The following is a 23139-nucleotide window of genomic DNA, read 5'->3' as shown; positions in this document are numbered from 1 at the left end:
GGGCCGGCTTCCTACGCCACGTCCCTGTGGGTGCCGACAGGTCGGCCGTTGGCCACGGGGAACACTCCATGCCATGGCGGACCACAAGCCCGCCGGGAAGCAAAGGAGAAGACGATGCCCAAGCAGCAAGAACCCCGCGACGGGATGCCCCGCACGGACAAGGGCGACGGCTCCGGCAAGGTCGGCGTGACCAGCGACCGGCAGCCCGACCTGGTCCCCCCGTCGGGCGCCAACCAGGGCGACCACGGCGTGGCCGATGACCGGCCCGACGCCGGCGGCGAGCTGCAGTTCGACGACGGCACCGACATGGTCCACCCGCGCGGCAAGGTCACGGAGGCCGGCCGCACGTGGGACGACAAGAAGCCCAGCGACGCCGGCGAACTGGGTGCGCCGAATCCCGGCATGTCCGACAGGAACGGCCCCAGTGACCCCGACGCGAAGCGCGGTCGCTAGGCCCATGCCCGGAGGAGGCAACATGGTTTACGCGATCTTCACCGCCTCCGTCCTGCTGGCCATCGGCGCCGTCTACGCCGGTGCCGTGGGATGGCTCTGGTTCCGCCAGGAACGGCTGCTGTTCGAGCCCGACCCGCTGGCGCTGGACGAACCGATCTCGAAGGACCCCGACACCCGCGAGTTCTTCGTCGACGTGCCGGGCGCGCGCCTCTCCGTCGCGCACCTGCAATGCCCCAATCCGCGCGGCGTCTTCTTCTTCCTGCACGGCAACTCCGGCAACTTGAAGAAGTGGTTCGTGGAGCTGGACGCCTTCCGCCAGGCCAACTTCGACGTCGTGATGTTCGACTATCGCGGCTTCGGCAAGAGCAGCGGCCAGATCGAAAGCGAAGAACAGCTGCGTGCAGACGTGCGAGCGGTTTGGGAGCAGGTCGCGCCCATGTACTCGGGCAAGCGCGTGGTGATCTCCGGCCAGTCGCTGGGCACGGGCCTGGCCGCGGGGCTGGCGGCGCACCTGTGCTCCGAAGGCCGCGCGCCGGACCTGACGATGCTCGTCTCGGCGTACAGCAGCATGCGCGTGCTGGCGGCGGAGATCTATCCCTGGGTGCCGGTGCAGGTGCTGCGCTATCCGCTGCACACGCTGGAACATGCGGCCAAGCTGCTCGGTCCGGTGATGTTGATCCACGGCGACAAGGACGAACTGATCCCGATCTCGCACAGCGAGAAACTGTGCAGCGCCTTCCGCTCGGCCCAGCTGCTGCGCGTGACCGGCGCGGGCCACAGCGACGTGCACCAGTTCCCCACGGTGCGCAAGGCGCTGAAGGCGGCTCTCGGGAGGCTCTGAGTTCGCGGCAGGCAAGGACGCGGCGTTTGCTCACACGCAGGCGCCATCCGCTCCTGAACAATTCCCCGCATGGAATTTGCCATCTGGTCCGTCCTCGTGGGCTTGCTGCTGGTGCTGATGGCCCTGGGTTCCACGGTGCTGAAGCGGCTGCCGCTGTCGACCGCCATGCTCTACCTCCTGGTGGGGCTGGCGGTCAGTCCTTTGCTGCTGCACCTCGTGGCCCTCGAGCCACGCCTCGATGCGCACTTGCTGGAGCGCATCGCCGAAGTGGTGGTGCTGCTGTCGCTCTTCACCTCCGGCCTCAAGCTCAGTTCGGGCCTGCGTGACAAGCGCTGGGCGCTGCCGGTGCGGCTCGCGGTCAATTCGATGGTGCTGACGGTGCTGCTGATCGCCGTGGCGGCCTGGATGTTCCTCGGCCTGCCGTTCGGTGCGGCTGTGCTGCTGGGGGCGATCCTGGCGCCCACCGATCCCGTGCTCGCTTCCGAAGTGCAGGTGCACGACGTCGGTGACCGCGACAAGCTGCGTTTCGCGCTGACGGGCGAAGGCGGCCTCAACGACGGCATCGCCTTTCCCTTCGTGATGCTGGGCCTCGGCCTGATGGGGCTGCACGAGATGGGCGCTTTCGAGTGGCGCTGGTTCGCGCTCGATGTGGTGTGGGCCACCACTGCGGGGCTGGGCGTGGGCTGGGCGCTGGGCCTGGCCGTGGGCCGGCTGGTCCTGTACCTGCGGCGGCAGCACCAGGAGGCGATCGGGCTCGACGACTTCCTCGCGCTGGGCCTCATCGCGCTGTCCTATGGCTGTGCGCTGCTGCTGCACGCGTACGGCTTCCTCGCCGTGTTCGCCGCCGGCGTGGCCCTGCGCCGCCTCGAGCAGCGCCAGAGCGGCGACGCCAGCCTGAAGAAGGCGGAAGAGGCATTGGCCTTGCCGCATCGCAGCGCCGCCGAGGCGCTGGCGGTGGATCCGCAGCACGCGCCGGCCTTCATGGCGCAGGCGGTGCTGGGTTTCAACGAGCAGGCCGAGCGCATCGGCGAAGTGGCGATCGTCATCACCCTCGGCGCGCTGCTGTGGTCCGTGCAGTGGCAGTACGCGGCATGGTGGTTCGTGGCGCTGCTGCTGCTCGTGATCCGGCCGGTGGCCGTGAACATCGGCCTGGCCGCCGCCGGCGCCACGCGCAGCCAGCGCCTGTTGATCGGATGGTTCGGCATCCGCGGCGTCGGCTCGCTGTACTACCTGATGTACGCGCTGAACCACGGCGTCAGCGGCGAGCTGGCCGATCGCCTGGTGACGCTCACGCTCTCGGTCGTCGTGGTGTCGATCATCGTGCATGGCATTTCCGTGACACCACTGATGTCCGCTTACGAACGCCGCATGCAGAGGCAGCACGGCTGAGTCCCTTTACAGACCTCCCGCTTTCCTACAAGACCGGCTTCTCCGGGCTGACAGCATTCGGACAGCGCTTCTCTAGAGTAAGCCTGCACAAGAGGTCACACATGGAATCACGCAAAAGCAAGCCTTCGACGCAAGAATCCCGCAAGCCGCAGGCGAAGCGCGTGCCCGCCACCGACATGCAGACCGAAGACGCCGGCACCGGCCGCCGCGGCAAGCAATGAAAGCATTGGCAAACGCAGGCAACACCATGAAGAAGCAAGCGCCCGACGCCATCGACCTGCTCGATGCCGACCACCTGGCCGTGCACGCGCTGTTCGAGGCCTACCGCGAGCTGGTGCGCAAGCGCGCCCCTGCGCTGCAGCGCCGCGCGCTGGCCGAGGAGATCTGCCTGGAGCTGACCATCCACGCGAAGCTGGAAGAGGAGCTGTTCCATCCCGCCGTGCGCGAGGCGCTGCACGACGACGACCTGCTGGACGAAGCCGAGGACGAGCACGGCAGCCAGCGCGAGTTCGTCGCGCAGATCCTGGCCACGCAGCCGCAGGACGAGCTGTACGACGCCAAGGTCGCTGTCCTCGGCGAATACGTCGAACGCCACGTGCGCAAGGAACGTGAAGAAGTGTTCAACCGCGTGCTGGCTTCGCGCCTCGACCTGCAGGCGCTGGGCCGCTCGATCACCGTGCGCAGGGAGGAACTGCGCGCGGTGGCCGACGCCCTGCGCGAAGACGCACTCGCCTCGGCGATGGCCTGAGGCGTGCCTCCGTCCCGCTGTGCCTTGTCCTACAGCCTTCGACATTGGCGGATGACACGGCCGTGGAGGCCGGTCCCGAAAATGCACCGCAGGCCAGCGGAAACGCTGTCCCTCTCTCACACCTGAACGAAACAAGGAGTTCCTGATGAAGACCATTTCTATCGCGGCCGCCGTGGCCCTGATGGCTGCCCTGGGCCTGTCGGCCTGCAGCAAGCACGAAGCGACCGACACTTCGACGACGTCGTCCACCACGACGACCACGCCGTCGCCGTCGTCCACCGACACCACCGCCTCCACCACCACGCCGGCCACCCCGAGCACCGACACCACCGCGGCGGGCAGCGCCAGCATGGGCGCGGCTCCGGGCGCGGCCGGCACCGCGGGCACGACGCCCGACACGAGCGCCGCGACGCCCAGCACGCCCAGCACCACCACCACGACGCAGTGACGATGAAGCGGACCGCCTGGACGACCCCGGCCAGCCTGCTGCTGGCGATGCTTGCATCGCTGGCGCTGGACGCCTGCAGCAAGCAGGCCGAGACCGGCGCGGTCCCGCCCGCTGGCACCACCGGCGCCGGCACCATGGGCGCGGCCCCGGTGCCCGGCACGGGCCTCAATGGCGGCCTCGGCACGGGTGGCGGCCTTACGCTCAGCACGACCAGCAGCGGCAGCGCCACGGCGCCCCTTGGCAACCCGGCAGCCGTCCCCGGCAGCGCCAACACCACCACCAACAGCTCGGTCGGCAACCGTCCCTGACGCCAATCTGACTCGAGACTGACCGGTGCCTGACCCGGAGCGCCAGTCATGTGGAGATTGCGGACCACGGCCCCCCTTGGCCGCGGCTAGCATTTGTGCATGCCGCTGTCCCTGGAAGATTTCCTGCGCCAGATCCCCAAGGCCGAACTGCATTGCCACCTGCTCGGCACGGTTCGCCGCGAGACCTTCACGGCGCTGGCGAAGCGCGAAAACGCGCCCATCCCTGACGAAGAGATCGCCGCCTTCTACACCCGCGGCGAGAAGCCCGTGGGCGCGATCCGCGTGCTGCGTGCGCTCGACGCCTGGCTGATCCGCAAGCCGGACGACCTGCACCGCCTCACCTACGAATACCTGCAGGACGCCGCCGCGCACAGCGTGCGCTACGCCGAGTTCTTCTGGAACCCGACCGGCACCGCGCGTGAATCCGGCATCGCCTACCCGCAGGCGCAGGCCGCCATCCTGCGGGCGGTCGAAGACGCGCAGCAGGACTTCGGCATCACCGGCCGCATGATCGCCGCCATCGACCGCGAGGCGCCAGCCGCCGACGCGTTGGAGATGGTGCAGTGGGTGCTGGCGAACCGCGACGAGCGCGTGCCCGGCATCGGCATCGACTACCGCGAGAACGACCATCCGCCCGAGCATTTCGCGCAGCCCTATGCGGCCGCGAAGAAGGGCGGCCTGCGTTCCACCGCGCACGCGGGCGAGTTCGGCATGCCGTGGACGAACATCCGCACGGCGATCGAGGACCTGCAGGTGGACCGCATCGACCACGGCTACACCGTCGTCGACAACCCCGAATTCGCGGCGCGCTGCGCCGAGCGCGGCATCGTCTTCACGGTGGTGCCCACCAACACCTACTACCTGCGCACGCTGCCGCCCGAGCGCTGGGCGCTGGACCACCCGATCCGCCGCATGCCCGGCCTGGGCCTGCGCATCCATCCCAACACCGACGACCCGACGCTGCACCACGTCACGCCCACGCAGGCCTGGCACATGATGGTCAAGGACTTCGGCTTCGGCCTCGACGACCTGCGCGGCTTCCTCGTGAACGGCATCGACGGCGCCTGGATGGACGACTCCGACAGGAACCGCCTGCGCGCAGAGTGGACGGCGCACTTCGATGCGCTGCGCGCCGGCCTGGACGCACCCGGAGGAAAAGTATGATCACCCGACGCACTGCGCTCGCGGCCCTGGCGGCCGCCCTGGCCGGCAGCGCCGTGCAGGCGCAGCCGCCGCACGGGAACTGGCCCACGGGCCGGCCCATCACCATCATCGTCCCCTTCAGCGCCGGCGGCAGCGTCGACGTGGTGGCGCGCGTGGTGGCGCAGAAGCTGGCCGAGCGCCTGAAGACCTCGGTGGTCGTGGACAACGTCGGCGGTGCCGGCGGCGCCATCGGCGTGGCGCGCGCGGTGGCCGCCGCGCCGGATGGCTTCACGCTGGTCATGGGCGCCGACAGCCCGATCGCGATCGCGCGCCTGGTGAACCCGGCAGCCGTGAAGTACGACGCGCTGAAGGACCTGGCGCCCATCGGCCTCGTGAACACCGCGCCGATGGTGCTGGTGGCGCGCCCGGGCCTGCCGGTGAACAACCTGGCGGACGTCATCAAGCTGGCGCACGCGCAGCCGGGCACGCTGAACTACGCGACCTCGGGCATCGGTACCGTGCTGCACCTGGCCATGGAGCTGATCAAGGAGCAGTCGCATGCGTTCATCACGCACGTGCCTTATCGCGGCGGCGCGCAGATCGTCACCGACGTGGTCGGCAACCAGGTGGACCTGGCGCTGCTGGTCAGCGTGACGGCGACGCCGCAGATCCAGTCGCACAAGGTGAAGGCCATCGCCGTCACCGACGACAAGCGCCTGGCGGCGCTGCCGGACGTGCCCACCGTCGCCGAGACGCCGGGTTTCCAGGGCTACGACATGGTGTCGTGGACGGGGCTGTTCGCGCCGGCCCACACGCCGGCGCCCATCGTCGAACGGCTGAACCACGAGCTGAACGAGATCCTGCGGTCCGAGGACGTGAAGTCCCGGATGGCGGAGCAGGGCGCCGTCGCCGGCAGCGGCAGCGCCGCGGACTTCGGCCGCTTCGTGCAGCGCGAGCAGGAGCGCTACGCGCGGATCGTGAAGGCGGCGAACATCAAGGAGTGAGGGCTCAACCCTTCTCCACCGGCAACTTCGGGTCCCGCGACCACTCGCTCCAGCTGCCCGCGTACAGCCCCGTCGGCGCATAGCCGGCCAGCTCCATCGCCAGCAGGTTGGGCACGGCGCTGACGCCGCTGCCGCACTGGTGCACCACCGTCGCCGGGTCGCGGCCGCCCAGCAGCTGCTCGAACTCCTGCCGTAGCTGCGCCGCCGGCTTGAACTTGCCGTCGGCGCCCAGGTTCTGGCCGAAAGGCCGGTTCAGCGCGCCAGGGATGTGGCCCGCCACCGGGTCCAGCGGTTCCACCTCGCCCTTGTAGCGCGGCGTCGCCCTCGCGTCGACCATGGTCTGGCCCGCGCCCAGCTTGCGCACGACTTCCTCGGTCACCACCAGCTTGCGCAGCGGCGTGCCCAGCTCGAAGTTGGTCTGGAAGTGCGCGGGCTCGGTGCCCGCGCGCACTTCGCCGCCCGCGGCCTGCCAGGCCTGCAGGCCGCCATCGAGCGCCGCCACCGCGTCGTGGCCGGCCCACTTCAGCATCCACCACAAGCGGCCGCAGTAGTTGGCGCCGTTGCGGTCGTAGACCACCGCCTGCATGTCGTTGGCGAAGCCGACGGACGACAGCCACATCGCGAATTTCTCGCGCCGCGGCAGCGGATGCCGCCCGCCCGAGGCGGCGCCGGCATGCGGCATCACCTTGCCGTCCGGGCCCAGCGAGCCCTTGTCGCTGAGGTCGTGGTCGAGGTCGGCGTAGACCGCGCCGGCGATGTGCGAGCCGAGGTAGTGTTCGCGCCCGGCCGCGGGGTTCATCAGCTCGAAACTGCAGTCGAAGACCAGCACGCGCGCCTTGGTGCGCTGCAGGTCCAGCAACTGCTCTGCGGAGATCAGGGTGGTGTACATGGTTGGGCGTTGAGCGTTGAGCGTTGAGCGTTGAGCGTTGAGCGTAGTTTGTCACGCCGAACGCTCAATGCTCAACGTCAATGCTCTTCTCCCGGCGCGTCCGGTGCCGCCCGCGAGCGCAGCACGGTGGCGGCGATGCCGCTGGCCAGGATCAGCCCCATGCCGGCCCAGCCCGCCAGCGGGATGTTCTCACCGAACAGCAGCAGGCTGTACAGCGCGCCGAACACGATGCCGGAGTACTGCAGGTTGGCCACCAGCAAGGTGGCGCCCCGGTTGTAGGCGCGGGTCATGCACAGCTGGCCGATGGAAGCCGTCAGGCCCACGGGCAGCAGCCAGAGCGCATGGCCCCAGTTCCACTCGGACACGCTGCCGGTGGCCATGCCCACGGCGCCCGCCACCGCGGAACCGACGGCGAAATAGAACACCGTGCGCGCCTCCGGCTCGCCGATTTTGCCCAGCGCCATCACCTGCATGTACGCGAAGGCTGAAAGCAGGCCCGAGAGCAGGCCCACCAGGCCGGCGAAGGCCTGGTGCTGGCCGAGCGTCGGCCGCAGCATCAGCACCACGCCGGCAAAGCCGGCCATCACGGTGAAAGTCAATGCGCCATTGCGCCCCGGCATCGGCTGACCGCCGCGCGGGTTCCACGCCAGCAGCGCGCCGCCGACCAGGAAGGCCGCGATCCAGACGCTGCTCATGTAGTTCAGCGTCATGGCCGTGGCGAGCGGCAGGTTGCCCAGCGCATAGAACCAGGCGCCCAGCGACACCACGCCGATCATGCTGCGCCAGGCGTGCATCAGCGGGTAGCGCGTGCCCAGCGTCTCGCCGCGGGCACGGCACCACAGCCACATCAGCACCATGCCGATGAGGCCGCGCCAGAACACCAGTTCGGAGGGGGAGAACCAGGCGGCGGCGAACTTGACGCACACCGCCATCGTGGCGAACGCCAGTGACGCCGCCAGCATCCACAGAGCCGCCATCCGCTAGCGGCTCGGCACGTGGCTGTGCATGACCTCGCGGTACCACTCGTGGAAGTGCTGCATGCCGTCTTCCATCGGGCTCTGGTAGGGGCCGACTTCGTTGTCGCCGCGCTCCATCAGGGCCTTGCGGCCGGCGTCCATGCGCAGCGCGATCTCGTCGTCCTCGACGCAGGTCTCCATGTAGGCGGCCTGCTGGGCTTCGACGAACTCGCGCTCGAACGCGTGGATTTCCTCGGGATAGAAGAACTCCACCACGTTCAGCGTCTTCTGCGGTCCCTTGGGGTACAGCGTCGAAACCACCAGCACGTTCGGGTACCACTCCACCATGACGTTGGGGTACAGCGTCAGCCAGATCGCGCCGTGCTTGGGCGGCTTGCCGTCCTGGTAGCGCAGCACCTCGTCGTGCCACTTGCGGTAGATGTCCGAACCGGCCTTGCCCAGCTTGCCCGCGACGCCGACGGTCTGCACCGAGTAGTCGCGGCCGAACTCCCAGCGCAGGTCTTCGCAGGCGACGAAGTTGCCCAGCCCCGGATGGAACGGACCCACGTGGTAGTCCTCCAGGTAGACCTCGATGAAGGTCTTCCAGTTGTAGTCCACCTCGTGCATGACGACGCTGTCGCGCACGTAGCCGGCGAAGTCCAGGTCCGCCTTGGGACCGAGTTTCGCCAGCGTGCGGTTCACGTCGAAGCCGTTGGCTTCGAACAGCAGGCCGTTCCAGTTCTGCACCTGGTAGTTGTTCAGGTCCAGGCAGGGATCGGTCGCGAAATGCGGGGCGCCCAGCAGCGTTCCGGCCGGTGCATGCTGCCCGGCGCTATAGGTCCAGCGGTGTAAAGGGCACACGATGTTGCCTCCCCCGCCGTTGGCCTGGACGGAACCGCGGCCACGCAGCATCACCGCCTGGCGGTGGCGGCAGACGTTGGAGATCAGCTCGATGCCTTGCGGCGTGCGCAACAACGCGCGCCCTTCGCTTTCTTGCGGAAGTGCGTAGTAGTCGCCCAGTTCGGGAACGGCCAGTTCGTGCCCCAGATAACGGGGCCCGGACTGCCAGATCAGCTCCAGCTCACGCGTGAAGAGCGCCTGGTCGAAATAGCTGGTAACGGGAAGTTGGCTTGCGGCCTGCTGGAGTTGAAGACTTAAATCAGACATTTCACCTGACCTAGAGGCTCCCCCTATGAAGGGGCAGGGCCGAGCTTGGGAGCGCGGCTGAGGGGACGGGATTCTACCCCGCGGGGAAGAGCTGGGCTGCGAGGGAATAAAATCCACCGTTGATCCAAAGCAATTCCATGACCCAGGCGCCCACCAACCCTCCAGCCAGCTATGAAGCTGCCATGGAAGAGCTCGAGCAGCTCACCGGCCAGATCGAATCGGGCCAACTCCCGCTGGAGCAATTGCTCGCGGGCTACGAGCGCGGCGCGGAGCTGCTGAAGTTCTGCCGCGACAAGCTGCAGGCCGTCGAGGAGCAGATCAAGGTGCTCGACGCGGGCGTCCTCAAGCCCTGGGCCAGCGAGTGAGTTTCAACCTGAAGGGCTGGTCGACCGAACGACTCGCGCAAGTGGAACGGGCGCTGTCGGCCTGGGTGCCGCTGCAAGCGCCCGCCGGGCTCGGCGAGGCCATGCGTTATGCAGTGCTCGATGGCGGCAAGCGCCTGCGCCCGCTGCTGGTGCTGGCGGCCTGCGAAGCCGTGGGCGGCCACGCCGAGGCCGCGCTGCGCGCCGCCTGCTCCGTGGAGCTGATCCACGCCTACTCGCTCGTGCACGACGACATGCCGTGCATGGACAACGACGTCCTGCGCCGCGGCAAGCCGACGGTGCACGTGAAGTTCGGCGAAGCCACTGCGCTGCTGGCCGGCGACGCGCTGCAGGCGCTGGCCTTCGAGCTGCTGGCGCCCGAGCAGAGCACCATTCCCGACACCGTGCAGGCGCGCCTGTGCCGCCTGCTCGCGCAATCGGCAGGGCAGGCCGGCATGGCCGGCGGCCAGGCGATCGACCTGGCGTCGGTGGGCCGCTCGCTCACGGAGGACGAGCTGCGCCACATGCACCGGCTGAAGACCGGTGCGCTGCTGCAAGCCAGCGTGATGATGGGCGCCGCCACCGGTGACGCCGCTCCGGCCGCCGCGCAAGGCCTCGCGGGCTACGGCCGCGCGCTGGGCCTGGCCTTCCAGGTGGTGGATGACATCCTCGATGTCACCGCGGATTCGGCGACACTGGGCAAGACCGCCGGCAAGGACGCCGCGCAGGACAAGCCCACCTACGTGTCGCTGCTGGGCCTGGACCGCGCCCGCGCCCATGCGCAGGAGCTGCTGCACGAAGCGCGCACCGCGCTCGCCACCAGCCGCCTGAGCGACACGCGCGCGCTGGAAGCGCTGGCCGAAATGGTCGTGGTGCGCGAAAACTGAAATGAAAGCCCACCCCCGAAGCGCCTTCGGCGCCTCCCCCTCAAGGGGGCGCCACCAGCGGCCCGGCAAAGCCGGTTCCGCGGTGGCCCGCGAAATGGATCATTGAGACGAACATGGCGACCAAGCTGCTGCAAACGATCAACGACCCGGCCGACCTGCGCCGCCTGCCGCGCGCGGAGCTGCCGGAGCTGGCGGACGAACTGCGCAACTACGTGCTGGAGTCCGTCTCCAAGACCGGCGGCCACCTGAGCTCCAACCTGGGCACGGTGGAACTGACCATCGCGCTGCACTACGTCTTCAACACGCCGGAAGACCGCATCGTCTGGGACGTGGGCCACCAGACCTACCCGCACAAGATCCTCACGGGCCGGCGCGACCGCATGGCCTCGCTGCGCCAGCTGGGCGGCCTGGCCGGCTTCCCCCAGCGCAGCGAAAGCGAGTACGACAGCTTCGGCACCGCGCATTCGTCCACCAGCATCTCCGCGGCGCTGGGCATGGCGATGGCGGCCAAGCAGAAGGGCGAGCAGCGCCGCGCGATCGCCGTCATCGGCGACGGCGCGATGAGCGCGGGCATGGCCTTCGAGGCGCTGAACAACGCCGGCGTCTGCGAATGCGACCTGCTGGTGATCCTGAACGACAACGACATGTCGATCAGCCCGCCGGTGGGCGCGCTGAACCGCTACCTTGCGCAGCTGATGTCCGGGCGCTTCTACGCGGCCACCAAGGAGCTGGGCAAGAAGGTGCTGCACGTGGCGCCGCCGCTGTTCGAACTGGCCAAGCGGCTGGAGGAGCAGGCCAAGGGCATGGTGGTGCCGGCCACGCTGTTCGAGAAGTTCGGCTTCAACTACATCGGCCCCATCGACGGCCACGACCTCGATTCGCTGATCCCGACGCTGGAGAACATCCGCAAGCTGAGCGGTCCGCAGTTCCTGCACGTCGTCACGCGCAAGGGCCAGGGCTACAAGCTGGCCGAGGCCGACCCCGTGGCCTACCACGGGCCCGGCAAGTTCGACCCCGCCGTGGGCCTGGTGAAGCCGGCCACGCCGGCCAAGCCCACGTTCACGCAGGTGTTCGGCCAGTGGCTGTGCGACATGGCCGCCAAGGACCCGCGCCTCGTGGGCATCACGCCCGCGATGCGCGAAGGCTCGGGCCTGGTCGAATTCGAGAAGCGCTTCCCGGAGCGCTACTACGACGTCGGCATCGCCGAACAACACGCGGTGACCTTTGCCGCCGGCATGGCCTGCGAAGGCCTGAAGCCGGTGGTGGCGATCTACTCCACCTTCCTGCAGCGCGCCTATGACCAGCTGGTGCACGACGTGGCGCTGCAGAACCTGCCGGTGGTGTTCGCGCTGGACCGCGCGGGCCTGGTCGGCGCCGACGGCCCGACGCACGCGGGCGCCTATGACATCCCCTTCCTGCGCACCATTCCGAACGTCAGCGTGGCCTGTCCCGCCGACGAGAACGAGTGCCGCAAGCTGCTGACCACCGCCTACGAGCAAGACCATCCGGTGGCCGTGCGCTATCCGCGCGGCGCCGGTGTCGGCACCGCCATGGAGCCGGGCCTGCAAGGCCTGCCCTTCGGCAAGGGCGAACTGCGCCGCCAGGGCAAGGGCATCGCGATCCTGGTCTTCGGCACGCTGCTCTATCCGGCGCTGCAGGCCGCGGAGCGCCTGGGCGCGACGGTGGTCAACATGCGTTGGGCCAAGCCGCTCGATACCGAACTGCTGCTGTCCGTGGCGGCCTCGCACGAGGCGCTGGTGACGGTGGAAGAGGGCGCCATCATGGGCGGCGCGGGCAGCGCCGTCACCGAGGCGCTGAACGCCGCGGGCGTCGCCAAGCCGGTGCTGCAACTGGGCCTGCGCGACGAGTTCATCCCGCACGGCGACCCGGCGCGGCTGCTGTCGCTGCAAGGGCTGGACGCAGCCGGCATCGAGGCATCGATCCAGACGCGCTTCGCGTCGCTGATCGAGCGGCCGGCGCCGAGCCTGAAGGTCGTGGGCTGAAGACGGCGCCGGCCTCGCGCCGGCGGCCGCAAGAAAAAGATTCAAGCAAGGAAAGAGGGAATCATGAAAGCATGGATGCGTTGCGTCCAGGCCGCGCTGCTGTGCGCGGGCCTGGGGCTGTTGGCCAGTTGTGGCGGCGGAGGGGGCGGGGGCAGCACGGATGCGGGCGGTGGCGGCAGCACCACGTCGACGGGCGGCGAAACGCCCGTGCCAAGTGGCGGCAGCAGCGCGGATACGCACCAGCTGTTCGTGAGCGATCGCAACCACTCCAAGATCGCCATGCTCGCCAGCGCCAACCCGCCGGCCGGCACGACGCTGGCCACGCAGGGCATGCTCGATGTGCCCGGAATGGTCGATACCCTCGCCTATGACAGCGGCCGCAACGTCCTGTACGCGGTGACGTTTACTTCGGTGACCAGTTCGTCGGTCGTGGTGTATGCGGATGCCAGCAAGCTCGCCAACGGGGCGACGCCGTCGCGGACCATCACGCTGCCCGCGGATGTGCTCTTGCCCCAAGGCGTTGTCGTGGATGCGGCGCACGACACCGTGTACGTCGCCGTTTCGCGCCAGTACGACCGTCAAGTGCTGGTCTACGCCAATGCCAGCACCGCGTCAGGGGCGGCGCCGGTCGCCCGGACCATGACTTTCAGCGGCGCGATCAATTCCTTCGACATCGATTTCCAGCGGAACCTGATGTACGTGGTGAGCTCCGGCTATGGCGTCCTCGTGTTCAAGGATGTGAACACCGCGAACGGCACGATCACCCCGAGCGGCAGCTTGCTCGCCGGCGTCATGACCAGTGCCGTCACCATCGACGCCCAGCGCGATCGCCTGTATGCCGCCGATGTCTTCGCTGGCGTGCACATCGTCGGCGGCGCCAGCCTGGCTTCGCCCACCAACGCAGGAACGATTGCCATCCCCTACGCTCGTGTCATTGCGGTCGATTCCGCCAACGACCGCCTCTACGTGGGTGCCTACGAGACGGCCTACCTGCTGCAATCGGCAAGTACTCTCAGCGCGTCTTCCTCGGCTCCGGCCGCGGCGGTGAACGCGGGCACGGGCTCTTCCATCGGGGGCTTCGCCTTCCGCTGACCGACGCCCGTCGCGCCGGAGAAGGGCCGCGGGTGCGGCCCTTTCTCATCGGGGAGGCTGAAAGTTTTCTGACGGCGTCACCGCCTCGCCACATGTATCCATTCGCAAGGGAAAACCCCGGCTGACAGGAACCTTGCGGCTCCGAAGAATGAGCCACCCCGCGCATCGACACGAAAGTAGTGAGGCGCGGCTTGGTGTGTCCAATATGTCAAGGAGATCTTCGAGATGGATCGTCGTGCAGTCATCAAGTCCGCTGGCATCGCCGGCGTCCTGGCCGCGGGTGTCGCGCCCGCCGTTCACGCGCAGGCGGCCATCCGCTGGCGCCTGGCTTCCAGCTTCCCGAAGTCGCTGGACACGATCTTCGGCGCCGCCGAAGTGTTCGCGGCCAAGGTCAAGACCATGTCGGGCGGCAAGTTCGAGATCTCCACCCACGCCGCCGGCGAGTTGATGCCGGCCTTCGGCGTGGTCGACGGCGTGCAGCAGGGCACCGTGGAAGTGGCGCACACGGCGCCGTATTACTTCTTCGGCAAGAACGAGGTCTTCGCGCTGGGCTGCGCCATCCCCTTCGGCCTGAACAGCCGGCAGATGACGGCCTGGATGTTCGAAGGCAACGGCCTGAAGCTGATGCGCGAGTTCTACGCCAAGTACAACATCGTCAACCTCCCCGGCGGCAACACCGGCGCCCAGATGGGCGGCTGGTACCGCAAGGAAATCAAGTCGATGGCCGACATGAAGGGCCTGAAGTTCCGCGTGGGCGGCTTCGCGGGCAAGGTCATCGAGCGCATGGGCGGCGTGCCGCAGAACATCCCCGGCGGCGAGATCTACCAGGCGCTGGAGAAGGGCACCATCGACGCCGCCGAATGGGTGGGGCCGTACGACGACCTGAAGCTGGGCTTCAACAAGGTCGCGCCCTTCTACTACTACCCCGGCTGGTGGGAGGGCGGCCCGGAGCTGGACTTCTTCATCAACGACAAGGCCTGGAACGGGCTGTCGCCGGAGAACAAGGCCATCGTCGAATCGGCCGCGGCCGAAGCCCACGTGGTGATGCAGGCGCGCTACGACGCCCGCAACCCGGCGGCGCTGAAGCAACTGGTAGCCTCCGGCACCAAGTTGCGGCCCTTCTCCAACGACGTGATGGCCGAGGCCTTCAAGCATTCCGAGGCGCTGTACAGCGAGCTGAGCGGCAGCAACCCGGACTGGAAGAAGATCTACGCGGACTATTCCAAGTTCCGCACCGAACAGAACCTGTGGTTCCGCTTCACCGAAGCCACGTTCGACCGCTTCATGCAGAATCAGAAGCTGGCCTGAAAGGGCTGCTTGCAGGCAAGGGGCCCCGCGGGGCCCCTTTTTGCTGCCGGACCGGGGCTCGTCCCGCTTCGCGCGGCGCGAAGGACCCCACTTGGATCGCCGTTCCCTCCTGAAGAATGCCGGCATCGCGGGCGTGCTCGCCACCGGCGCCGCGCCCGCGGTCCATGCGCAGCCGGTGGTGCGCTGGCGCCTGGCCTCCAGCTTTCCGAAGTCGCTGGACACCATCTACGGCGCCGCCGAGGTGTTTGCGCGGCAGGTGCGCGCCATGTCCAACGGCCGCTTCGAGATTTCGGTGCACGCCGCCGGCGAGGTGATGCCGGCCTTCGGCGTCGTCGATGGCGTGCAGCAGGGCTCGGTGGAGGCCTGCCACACCGTGCCCTATTACTTCTTCGGCAAGGACGACACCTTCGCCATCGGGGCGGCCATTCCCTTCGGCCTGAACAGCCGGCAGATGAGCGCGTGGATGTTCGAAGGCAACGGCATGGCGCTGATGCGCGAGTTCTATGCCCGCTACGGCATGATCAACCTGCCGGGCGGCAACACCGGCTCGCAGATGGGCGGCTGGTTCCGCCAGGAGCTCAAGTCGGCGGCCGACGTGCGCGGGCTCAAGTTCCGCATCGGCGGCTTTGCCGGCCGTGTCATCGGGCGCATGGGCGGGGTGCCGCTGAACCTGCCCGGGGGCGAGATCTACCAGGCGCTGGAGAAGGGCACCATCGACGCCGCCGAATGGGTGGGACCCTACGACGACCAGAAGCTGGGCTTCCACAAGGTCGCGCCCTATTACTACTACCCGGGCTGGTGGGAAGGCGGCCCGCAGGTGGACTTCCTGATCAACCGCAAGGCCTGGGACGCGCTGCCGGCGGACTTCAAGGCGATCGCCACCAATGCCTCCGGCTTCACGCACGTGGACATGCAGGCCAAGTACGACGCCCGCAACCCGGCGGCGCTGAAGCAGCTGGTGGCCGCGGGCGCCAAGCTGCGCCCCTTCCCGCCCGACCTGATGACGGAAGCCTTCAAGGTGTCCAGCCAGCTGTACGAGGAGCTGTCGGCGAAGAACCCGGCCTGGCGCAAGGTCTGGGCCGACTACCAGCGCTTCCGCGCCGACCAGAACCTCTGGTTCCGCTTCACCGAAGCCACCTTCGACCGCTTCATGCAGGCCCAGAAGCTCTGAGCGTGCCGCCAGTTTCCTGACAGGTTCGCGCACCGCCGTCGCGCATCATCGCCGCGCACAAGCTCATACCTGACAGGAGACTGATTCCCATGGACCGTCGTTCCATCCTCAAGCACGCGGGCATCGCCGGCGTGCTGGCCGCGGGCGCCGCCCCCGCCGTGCGCGCGCAGGCCGCCCTGCGCTGGCGCCTCGCCTCCGCCTTCCCGAAGTCGCTGGACACCATCTTCGGCAGCGCCGAGAAGATGGCCCAGACCGTGCATGACCTCTCGGGCGGCAAGTTCGAGATCTCCGTGCACGCCGCCGGCGAGCTGATGCCCGCCTTCGGCGTCGTGGACGCGCTGCAGAACAGCACCATCGAGATGGCGCAGACGGCGCCTTACTACCACACCGGCAAGGACCCCATCTTCGCCTTCGGCTGCGCCGTGCCCTTCGGCCTGACCGCGCGCCAGATGGACAGCTGGATGGAGCACGGCAACGGCCGCAAGCTGCTGGACGCCTTCTACGCCAACTTCAACATCAAGAGCTTCAGCGCGGGCAACACCGGCACCCAGATGGGCGGCTGGTACCGCAAGGAGATCAAGACGGTCGCCGACCTGAAGGGCCTGAAGATGCGCATGGGCGGCGGCCTGTTCGGCGAGGCGATGGCCAAGCTGGGCGTGGTGCCGCAGAACATGCCGGCCGGCGAGGTGTACCAGGCCCTGGAAAAGGGCACGCTGGACGCCGTGGAATTCGTCGGCCCCTACGACGACGAGAAGCTGGGCTTCGCCAAGGTCGCGCCCTTCTACTACTACCCGGGCTGGTGGGAAGGCGGCGCCGAGCTGGAGTTCTTCGTCAACCAGAAGGCGCTCGCCGCGCTGTCGCCGGAGAACAAGGCGATCCTGGAAGCCGCGACCAAGGTGGCCGCGCGCGACATGACGGCCAAGTACGACGCCGTGAACCCCGTCGCGCTGAAGCGCCTGGTGGCCAACAAGACGCAACTGAAGCCCTTCTCCAAGGAGCTGATGGACGCCGGCTTCAAGGCTTCGATGGAAGTGTTCGCCGAGCACGAGGCCAAGTCGCCCGAGTTCAAGAAGATCCACCAGGACATGCGCGCCTTCCAGCGCGACCAGCTGCTGTGGACCCGCTTCTCCGAATTCCGCTACGACAGCTACATGACGACCGTAAAGGTCTGACGACGCGATGACTGCCGCGGCGCTGCGCGCCCCGGCTCGTGCAAGGCCCGCTTCGGCGGGCCTTCGCCGTTGCGCCATGCGTTAGAGTGGTCCCGACATGGACCACGACCTGCCCCTCATCACCACCATTGCCGCTGGCCTGGGCCTGGCCCTCGTGCTCGGCTTTTTCGCCGCGCGCGCCAGGCTGCCGGCCCTGGTGGGCTACCTGCTCGCCGGCGTGCTGATCGGCCCGTTCACGCCCGGCTTCGTCGCCGACACGCACATCGCTTCGCAGCTCGCCGAGATCGGCGTGATGCTGCTGATGTTCGGCGTGGGCCTGCACTTCTCCTTCGAAGACCTGCTGGCGGTGCGCCGCATCGCGATCCCCGGCGCCGTGGTGCAGATGGTGGTCGCCACCGCTTTCGGCATGGGCGCCGCCAAGCTGTGGGGCTGGAGCCTGCCGGCTGCATTGGTGTTCGGCCTGTCGCTGTCCTGCGCAAGCACGGTGGTGCTGCTGCGTGCGCTGGAAAGCCTGGGCATCCTGGACAGCTTCAACGGCCGCATCGCGGTGGGCTGGCTGGTGGTGGAAGACCTGGCGATGGTGCTGGTGCTCGTGCTGCTGCCGCCGCTGGCCGGCGTGTTGGCCGGCACGGGCGACCTGAGCGCGCAGGAGATCTGGTGGAGCGTGGGCCGCACCTTGCTGCAGGTGGGCCTGTTCGTCGTGCTGATGCTGATGGTCGGCCGGCGCCTGTTCCCGTGGGTACTGTGGCAGGTGCAGCGCGTCGGTTCGCGCGAGCTGTTCACGCTGTGCGTGGTCGCAGCGGCGGTGAGCATCGCCTACGGCGCGACGCTGGTGTTCGGCGTCTCCTTCGCGCTGGGTGCCTTCTTCGCCGGCATGGTGCTGCGCGAGTCGCAGTTCAGCCACCGCGCCGCGGAAGAGACGCTGCCGCTGCGCGACGCCTTCGCCGTGCTGTTCTTCGTCTCGGTCGGGATGCTGTTCGACTGGCACATCCTCATCGACGCGCCGCTGCGCGTGCTGGCCGTCGTCGGCATCATCGTGTTCGGCAAGTCGGTGGCGGCAGCTGTGCTGGTACTGTTGCTGCGCTATCCGCTGCACACGGCGCTCACCGTCTCGGCCAGCCTGGCGCAGATCGGCGAGTTCTCCTTCATCCTGATCGCGCTGGGCGGCTCGCTCGGCGTGATGCCCAAGGACGCGCAAAGCCTGGTGGTGGCCGGGGCGCTGATTTCCATCGCGATCAATCCGGTGGTGTTCCGCGCGATGCAGCCCTTGCAGCGCTGGCTGCTGGCGCGCTCGCAGTTCGCCCGCGACCTGGCCGCCCGCGACGACCCGCTGGCCGAACTGCCCGCCGCGACCGAGGAGAAGTACCTGTCGCGCCAGGTGGTGCTGGTGGGCCATGGACGCGTCGGGCGCAAGGTGGCCGAAGCGCTGGCCGCGAACAGCATCCCTTATGTGGTGGCCGAGCAGAACCGCGAGATCGTGGAGAGCCTGCGCAAGCAGGGCGTGCCGGCGGTGTTCGGTGACGCGGGCCTGCCGGAGGTGCTGGTGCAGGCGCACATCGCCCGCGCCCGCATGCTGGTGATCGCCACGCCGGACACGCTGGACGTGCGCCGCATGGCGGACAACGCGCGGCTGCTGAACCCCGGCATCGAGATCGTCGTGCGCACCCACAACGAGGAAGAAGGCAGCCGCCTGGCGCAGGAAATCGCCGCCCGGGTGTTCGTCGGCGAAACCGAGCTGGCGCATGCGATGACGCGGCACGTGCTGGAGCGCTGCGCGGCTTGAGGGAAGGCGGACTGCCGGCCGCAAACGAAGGCGGACTGCCGGACGCAAAGGAAGGCAGACTTCCGGACGCAAAGGGCGCGAAGGTTACGCAAAGGACGCAAAAAAGGCATTCTGTTTTTGGGTGAGCCCGCGATGAACCAAAAAAGGCATTTGGTCTTTTTTTGCGTCTTTTGCGCACCTTTGCGTCTTTTGCGTCCGGCAGTTGGTAGTTGGCCGTTCTAGGGGTTCTCCCGTTGTCTTAATTCACCATCTGGTGAATAGTGCGGGCAGCAAGGAGGATCCATGGACCTGCCGCAACGCATTGCCGACGTCGAGGCGCTCGAGGAGCTCCTGAGCCGGCCGACGCCCGAACTTGCGCGCGCGCTGGCGCAGGCGCCGGGCGACCTGATGGTCCTGGGCGTGGGCGGCAAGATGGGCCCCACGCTGGCCCGCATGGCCCGCCGCGCCGACCCGCAGCGGCGCGTGATCGGCGTCGCCCGCTTCTCCGAACCTGGCCTGCGCGAACGCCTGGAGGGCTGGGGCGTCGAATGCATAGCAGCCGACCTGCTCTCGCGCGAAGCGCTGGCCGGCTTGCCCGAGGCGCCGAACATCGTCTTCATGGCCGGCCGCAAGTTCGGCTCCACGGGCAGCGAGTGGCTGACGTGGGCCATGAACGCGCACGTGCCGGCGCTGGTGGCCGAGCGCTTCGCCCGCTCGCGCATCGTCGCCTTCTCCACCGCCTGTGTCTATCCCTTCACCAGCACGGCGGGCGAGGGCGCGAAGGAAGACGTTCCGCCCACCGCGCCTTCCGGCGAATACGCCAACTCCTGCGTCGCGCGCGAGCGGATGTTCGAGCACTTCTCGCATGCGCTGCGCACGCCGGGCCGCCTGCTGCGCCTGTCCTATGCCATCGACATGCGCTACGGCGTGCTGCACGACGTGGCGACCAAGGTGATGAACCAGCAGCCGATCGACCTGGCGATGGGCTACGCCAACATCATCTGGCAGGGCGATGCCAACGACTGGGCGCTGCGCTCGCTGGCGCACTGCACCGCGCCCACCAGCGGGCTGAACCTGAGCGGCCCCAAGGTGAGCATCCGCGCCGCTGCCAAGGCGCTGGGCGACCGGCTGGGCGTCGCGCCGGTGTTCACCGGCCAGGAAGCCGAAACGGCCTGGCTGGTCGATTGCGCGGAAGCCTTCCGCCTGTTCGGCCAGCCCCGGGTGGCGCTGGACCGCATGCTCGATTGGACCGCCGACTGGGTGCAGCGTGGTGGCGCCAGCCACGGCAAGCCCACGCATTACGAAGCGCGCGACGGAAAGTATTGAGATGCACTGGTCCGCCATCCCGCAAGACTCGCTCGCGGTATTGCGCCGCGGCTCGGTCATCCCCGCGCACCTGCTGGCGCTCGACGCGAATCGCAAACTCGATACCCGCCGCCAGCGCGCGATGACGCGCTACTACCTCGACGCCGGCGCCGGCGGCGTGGCGGTGGGCGTGCACTCGACGCAGTTCGCGATCCGCGACGTCGGCCTGTATGAGCCCGTGCTCGAACAGGCGATGCAGGCCGCGCGCGAGTGGGAGCCGCTGGGCGGCAAGCGTCCGCTGTTCATGGTCGCGGGCCTCGCGGGCCGCACCGGGCAGGCGCAGCGCGAAGCGAAGATCGCGCGCGGCCTCGGCTACCACGCGGGCCTCCTCAGCCTCGCGGCGATGAAGGGCGCCAGCGACGACGAGATCGTCGCGCATTGCCGCGCGGTGGCGGAGGTGATGCCGCTGGTGGGCTTCTACCTGCAGCCGGCGGTGGGCGGCATCCACCTGCCGATGACTTTCTGGAAGCGCTTCGCCTCCATCGACAACGTGGTGGCGATCAAGATGGCGCCCTTCCACCGCTACCGCACGCAGGACGTGATCCGCGGCGTGGTCGCGGCCGGCGCGGAGGAACGCGTCACGCTCTACACCGGCAACGACGACCACATCGTGCTGGACCTGGTCGCGCCCTTCACCTTCGTGCGCGACGGCGCGCCGGTGACGGTGCGCATCCGTGGCGGCTTGCTGGGGCACTGGAGCGTTTGGGCGCGCGCCGCCGTGCAACTGCTCGATCGCATCCACGCCGCGGTGGAGAAGGGCAGCGCGCCGCTGGACCTGCTGGCGCTGGACAGCCAGGTGACCGACTGCAATGCGGCGCTGTTCGACGTCGCGCACGACTTCCACGGTTGCATTGCCGGCTGCCACGAGATCCTGCGCCGCCAAGGCCTGTTGCAAGGCACCTGGTGCCTCGACCCGGGAGAGGGCTTGAGCCCGGGCCAGGCCGAAGCCCTGACGCGCGTGAGCCGCGACTACCCGCACCTCACGGATGACGCCTTCGTCGCCGAACACCGGGAGCGTTGGTTGGGGTGAAGTAGGGCAAGCCGCGTTGACAGCGACTGCGGCTGGCCCGTAGAGTGGATTAATTAACCAACTGGGGAATTACAGGAGACAACCCATGCACAAACGCCTCTTCCTGACCGCCGCCATCCTCGCCGCCGTCGCCCTGCCGGCCGCCGCCCAGAACTGGAAACCCACCCGCCCGATCAACCTGATCGTGCCCTGGGCCGCAGGCGGTTCCACCGACCAGGTCACGCGCGTCACCGCGGCCGAACTGGAAAAGGCGCTGGGCCAGACCATCGTCATCATCAACCAGCCGGGCGCGTCCGGCGCCATCGGCACCAAGAGCGCGCTCGAAGCGCCCAAGGACGGCTACACCTGGACCGCCGGCGCCGCGCAGGACCTGGGCGCCTACCAGTCGCTGGGCTCGGTCAACACCAGCATCAAGGACTGGCACCTGTTCCTGAACGTCGCCAACATCCAGGTGATCGGCGTGAACCCGGGCCGGCCCTGGAAGAACGCGCAGGAACTGATCGACGACATGAAGAAGCGTCCCGGCCAGATCAGCGTGGCCACCGCCGGCGTCACCTCCGCCGCGCACGCGGCGATGGACTCCATCGTCAAGCACACCGGCGTCAAGTACAAGGAAGTGTCCTATGACGGCGGCAACCCCGCCGTGGTGGCCACCGTCGCCGGCGAAGCCGACCTCACCACCCAGCTCGCGGTGGAACAGGCCGACATGATCCGCGGCAAGCGCCTGCGCCCGCTGGCCACCGTCAGCGACAAGCCGCTGGAGCTGGAAGGCTACGGCACCATCCCCCCGCTGTCGGCCAGCGTGCCCGGCTTCAATGCGCCGGCCAACTTCTTCGGCATCTTCATTCCCAAGGGCGTGCCCGACGACGTGGTGAAGACGGTCGAACGCATCTGGGCCCAGAACATCGCCAAGAGCGACGTGCTGAAGAAGTACGCCACCAGCCGCGGCGCGCTGTTCGCCCCGCTGTATGGCGACGAGGCGCAGAAGGCCGTGTGGCCCGCGGTGCAGATGAACGCCTGGAACCTGCATGACAGCGGCAAGACCAAGGTCTCGCCGGACACCGTCGGCATTCCCAAGCCGTAAGCAGGAGAGCGCATGTCCGCATCGTCCAGCGAGCACGATCACAGTCCGGCCCGCGCCGACCTGCACGACGCGACCGGCTGGATCGCGCTGGGCGTGGCGATCCTGGTGGGCTCGCTCACCATGGACCGCCTGCAGAGCCAGAACATCAACCCCTACACGGTGCCCGGCCTGCTGCCGGGCCTGCTGGGGGCGGCGATGATCCTCCTGGGCAGCGTGCTCGCCTTGCGCAGCTGGCGGCGCGGCGCCCTGCACGAGGCACGCGTGCCGGCCACGCCGGAGCAGCGCGCGCAGCGGGTGCGCATCGCCGTCATCCTGGTGCTGTGCATCGGCTATGCCGCCGGCCTGGTCGGCCACGGCCTGCCGTTCTGGGTGGCGTCCGCGCTGTTCGTCGCGACCACCATCCTCGTGCTGCAACGCATGAACCCCGACCCGCAAGAGCGTGTGCTGACAGCGAAGACCTGGGCCCAGGCCATCGTCGTCGGCCTGTGCGCCGCCATTGCCATCCAGCTGGTGTTCCAGGAACTGTTCCTGGTGCGCCTGCCCTGATCCATTTCGAC

General features: G+C 68.5%; 23 protein-coding genes. 20 read left to right on the top strand and 3 right to left on the bottom strand.

Annotated features, from left to right (window positions below):
• Positions 1–114: 114 nt before the first annotated feature.
• From HHL11_RS23250 to HHL11_RS23215, 8 genes are all read left to right on the top strand, one after another.
• On the top strand, positions 115–453 hold the full coding sequence (locus HHL11_RS23250) for a serine/threonine protein kinase (RefSeq protein ID WP_205964532.1): 339 nt from the start codon (positions 115–117) through the stop codon (positions 451–453).
• Positions 454–475: 22 nt separating this feature from the next.
• Complete coding sequence (locus HHL11_RS23245) at positions 476–1294, top strand: alpha/beta hydrolase (protein ID WP_169420932.1); 819 nt, start codon at positions 476–478, stop codon at positions 1292–1294.
• A gap of 69 nt (positions 1295–1363) precedes the next feature.
• Positions 1364–2683 (top strand): cation:proton antiporter, encoded by a 1320-nt coding sequence (locus HHL11_RS23240; protein WP_169420931.1) that lies wholly within the window; start codon positions 1364–1366, stop codon positions 2681–2683.
• A gap of 247 nt (positions 2684–2930) precedes the next feature.
• Entirely contained in the window at positions 2931–3431 is a 501-nt protein-coding gene (locus HHL11_RS23235) for a hemerythrin domain-containing protein (protein WP_240980371.1), read from the top strand.
• A 145-nt stretch (positions 3432–3576) separates the two neighbouring features.
• A complete protein-coding gene (locus HHL11_RS23230) occupies positions 3577–3879 on the top strand; it encodes a hypothetical protein (RefSeq protein ID WP_169420929.1) in 303 nt (100 codons plus the stop codon).
• A 2-nt stretch (positions 3880–3881) separates the two neighbouring features.
• Complete coding sequence (locus tag HHL11_RS23225; RefSeq protein WP_169420928.1) at positions 3882–4187, top strand: hypothetical protein; 306 nt, start codon at positions 3882–3884, stop codon at positions 4185–4187.
• Between the two features lie 99 nt (positions 4188–4286).
• Positions 4287–5351, top strand: coding sequence for an adenosine deaminase (add, locus tag HHL11_RS23220; protein ID WP_169420927.1), 1065 nt, complete (start codon positions 4287–4289; stop codon positions 5349–5351).
• Positions 5348–6334 carry a Bug family tripartite tricarboxylate transporter substrate binding protein gene (locus HHL11_RS23215; protein ID WP_169420926.1) on the top strand — a complete coding sequence of 329 codons (987 nt, stop codon included), beginning with the start codon at positions 5348–5350 and terminating at the stop codon, positions 6332–6334. The genes add and HHL11_RS23215 overlap by 4 nt, the downstream gene beginning before the upstream one ends.
• 4 nt (positions 6335–6338) lie before the next feature.
• Here the strand turns inward: HHL11_RS23215 and HHL11_RS23210 are convergent, their stop codons facing one another.
• From HHL11_RS23210 to HHL11_RS23200, 3 genes are all read right to left on the bottom strand, one after another.
• Positions 6339–7223 (bottom strand): sulfurtransferase, encoded by an 885-nt coding sequence (locus HHL11_RS23210; protein WP_169420925.1) that lies wholly within the window; start codon positions 7221–7223, stop codon positions 6339–6341.
• A 77-nt stretch (positions 7224–7300) separates the two neighbouring features.
• Complete coding sequence (locus HHL11_RS23205; RefSeq protein ID WP_169420924.1) at positions 7301–8200, bottom strand: DMT family transporter; 900 nt, start codon at positions 8198–8200, stop codon at positions 7301–7303.
• Positions 8201–8203: 3 nt separating this feature from the next.
• Entirely contained in the window at positions 8204–9346 is a 1143-nt protein-coding gene (locus tag HHL11_RS23200) for an aromatic ring-hydroxylating oxygenase subunit alpha (protein WP_169420923.1), read from the bottom strand.
• A gap of 137 nt (positions 9347–9483) precedes the next feature.
• On the opposite strand from HHL11_RS23200, the gene HHL11_RS23195 reads away from it, so the two are divergent.
• The 12 genes from HHL11_RS23195 to HHL11_RS23140 all read left to right on the top strand — a co-directional run bounded on the left by HHL11_RS23195 (position 9484) and on the right by HHL11_RS23140 (position 23128).
• A complete protein-coding gene (locus HHL11_RS23195) occupies positions 9484–9711 on the top strand; it encodes an exodeoxyribonuclease VII small subunit (protein WP_169421231.1) in 228 nt (75 codons plus the stop codon).
• The gene (locus HHL11_RS23190; RefSeq protein WP_342593262.1) at positions 9708–10595 is read left to right on the top strand and encodes a polyprenyl synthetase family protein; all 888 of its coding nucleotides are present in this window, start codon (positions 9708–9710) and stop codon (positions 10593–10595) included. Before HHL11_RS23195 ends, HHL11_RS23190 begins: the two co-directional genes overlap by 4 nt.
• A 113-nt stretch (positions 10596–10708) precedes the next feature.
• Positions 10709–12598, top strand: a complete 1890-nt coding sequence (dxs, locus tag HHL11_RS23185) for a 1-deoxy-D-xylulose-5-phosphate synthase (protein WP_169420922.1) — start codon at positions 10709–10711, stop codon at positions 12596–12598.
• Positions 12599–12661: 63 nt separating this feature from the next.
• Positions 12662–13690, top strand: coding sequence for a hypothetical protein (locus tag HHL11_RS23180; protein ID WP_169420921.1), 1029 nt, complete (start codon positions 12662–12664; stop codon positions 13688–13690).
• 225 nt (positions 13691–13915) lie between these two features.
• Complete coding sequence (locus tag HHL11_RS23175) at positions 13916–14998, top strand: TRAP transporter substrate-binding protein (protein WP_169420920.1); 1083 nt, start codon at positions 13916–13918, stop codon at positions 14996–14998.
• A 91-nt stretch (positions 14999–15089) separates the two neighbouring features.
• On the top strand, positions 15090–16169 hold the full coding sequence (locus HHL11_RS23170; protein ID WP_169420919.1) for a TRAP transporter substrate-binding protein: 1080 nt from the start codon (positions 15090–15092) through the stop codon (positions 16167–16169).
• A gap of 89 nt (positions 16170–16258) precedes the next feature.
• Positions 16259–17341 carry a TRAP transporter substrate-binding protein gene (locus tag HHL11_RS23165; RefSeq protein WP_169420918.1) on the top strand — a complete coding sequence of 361 codons (1083 nt, stop codon included), beginning with the start codon at positions 16259–16261 and terminating at the stop codon, positions 17339–17341.
• A gap of 97 nt (positions 17342–17438) precedes the next feature.
• Positions 17439–19124: a cation:proton antiporter domain-containing protein gene (locus tag HHL11_RS23160; protein ID WP_169420917.1), complete on the top strand. Its 1686-nt coding sequence runs from the start codon at positions 17439–17441 to the stop codon at positions 19122–19124.
• A 282-nt stretch (positions 19125–19406) separates the two neighbouring features.
• Positions 19407–20429, top strand: coding sequence for an NAD-dependent epimerase/dehydratase family protein (locus tag HHL11_RS23155; RefSeq protein WP_169420916.1), 1023 nt, complete (start codon positions 19407–19409; stop codon positions 20427–20429).
• Position 20430: 1 nt separating this feature from the next.
• Positions 20431–21498, top strand: coding sequence for a dihydrodipicolinate synthase family protein (locus HHL11_RS23150; RefSeq protein ID WP_169420915.1), 1068 nt, complete (start codon positions 20431–20433; stop codon positions 21496–21498).
• Positions 21499–21583: 85 nt separating this feature from the next.
• The gene (locus tag HHL11_RS23145) at positions 21584–22582 is read left to right on the top strand and encodes a tripartite tricarboxylate transporter substrate binding protein (RefSeq protein ID WP_169420914.1); all 999 of its coding nucleotides are present in this window, start codon (positions 21584–21586) and stop codon (positions 22580–22582) included.
• 12 nt (positions 22583–22594) lie between these two features.
• On the top strand, positions 22595–23128 hold the full coding sequence (locus HHL11_RS23140) for a tripartite tricarboxylate transporter TctB family protein (RefSeq protein ID WP_169420913.1): 534 nt from the start codon (positions 22595–22597) through the stop codon (positions 23126–23128).
• Positions 23129–23139: the final 11 nt, after the last annotated feature.

The organism is Ramlibacter agri (assembly GCF_012927085.1).
Classification (GTDB): Bacteria; Pseudomonadota; Gammaproteobacteria; order Burkholderiales; family Burkholderiaceae_C; genus Ramlibacter; species Ramlibacter agri.
This window is presented reverse-complemented; position numbering and strand designations above follow the sequence as displayed.

Bases quoted from the DNA above. Each gene is read 5' to 3' on its own strand.
- HHL11_RS23230 (WP_169420929.1), top strand. From the start codon at position 3,577: ATGAAGACCATTTCTATCGCGGCCGCCGTGGCCCTGATGGCTGCCCTG.
- HHL11_RS23145 (WP_169420914.1), top strand. From the start codon at position 21,584: ATGCACAAACGCCTCTTCCTGACCGCCGCCATCCTCGCCGCCGTCGCC.
- dxs (WP_169420922.1), top strand. From the start codon at position 10,709: ATGGCGACCAAGCTGCTGCAAACGATCAACGACCCGGCCGACCTGCGC.
- HHL11_RS23215 (WP_169420926.1), top strand. From the start codon at position 5,348: ATGATCACCCGACGCACTGCGCTCGCGGCCCTGGCGGCCGCCCTGGCC.
- HHL11_RS23165 (WP_169420918.1), top strand. From the start codon at position 16,259: ATGGACCGTCGTTCCATCCTCAAGCACGCGGGCATCGCCGGCGTGCTG.
- HHL11_RS23235 (WP_240980371.1), top strand. From the start codon at position 2,931: ATGAAGAAGCAAGCGCCCGACGCCATCGACCTGCTCGATGCCGACCAC.
- HHL11_RS23180 (WP_169420921.1), top strand. From the start codon at position 12,662: ATGAAAGCATGGATGCGTTGCGTCCAGGCCGCGCTGCTGTGCGCGGGC.
- HHL11_RS23195 (WP_169421231.1), top strand. From the start codon at position 9,484: ATGACCCAGGCGCCCACCAACCCTCCAGCCAGCTATGAAGCTGCCATG.
- add (WP_169420927.1), top strand. From the start codon at position 4,287: ATGCCGCTGTCCCTGGAAGATTTCCTGCGCCAGATCCCCAAGGCCGAA.
- HHL11_RS23150 (WP_169420915.1), top strand. From the start codon at position 20,431: ATGCACTGGTCCGCCATCCCGCAAGACTCGCTCGCGGTATTGCGCCGC.
- HHL11_RS23200 (WP_169420923.1), bottom strand. From the start codon at position 9,346: ATGTCTGATTTAAGTCTTCAACTCCAGCAGGCCGCAAGCCAACTTCCC.
- HHL11_RS23240 (WP_169420931.1), top strand. From the start codon at position 1,364: ATGGAATTTGCCATCTGGTCCGTCCTCGTGGGCTTGCTGCTGGTGCTG.
- HHL11_RS23160 (WP_169420917.1), top strand. From the start codon at position 17,439: ATGGACCACGACCTGCCCCTCATCACCACCATTGCCGCTGGCCTGGGC.
- HHL11_RS23155 (WP_169420916.1), top strand. From the start codon at position 19,407: ATGGACCTGCCGCAACGCATTGCCGACGTCGAGGCGCTCGAGGAGCTC.
- HHL11_RS23225 (WP_169420928.1), top strand. From the start codon at position 3,882: ATGAAGCGGACCGCCTGGACGACCCCGGCCAGCCTGCTGCTGGCGATG.
- HHL11_RS23205 (WP_169420924.1), bottom strand. From the start codon at position 8,200: ATGGCGGCTCTGTGGATGCTGGCGGCGTCACTGGCGTTCGCCACGATG.
- HHL11_RS23175 (WP_169420920.1), top strand. From the start codon at position 13,916: ATGGATCGTCGTGCAGTCATCAAGTCCGCTGGCATCGCCGGCGTCCTG.
- HHL11_RS23250 (WP_205964532.1), top strand. From the start codon at position 115: ATGCCCAAGCAGCAAGAACCCCGCGACGGGATGCCCCGCACGGACAAG.
- HHL11_RS23140 (WP_169420913.1), top strand. From the start codon at position 22,595: ATGTCCGCATCGTCCAGCGAGCACGATCACAGTCCGGCCCGCGCCGAC.
- HHL11_RS23210 (WP_169420925.1), bottom strand. From the start codon at position 7,223: ATGTACACCACCCTGATCTCCGCAGAGCAGTTGCTGGACCTGCAGCGC.
- HHL11_RS23245 (WP_169420932.1), top strand. From the start codon at position 476: ATGGTTTACGCGATCTTCACCGCCTCCGTCCTGCTGGCCATCGGCGCC.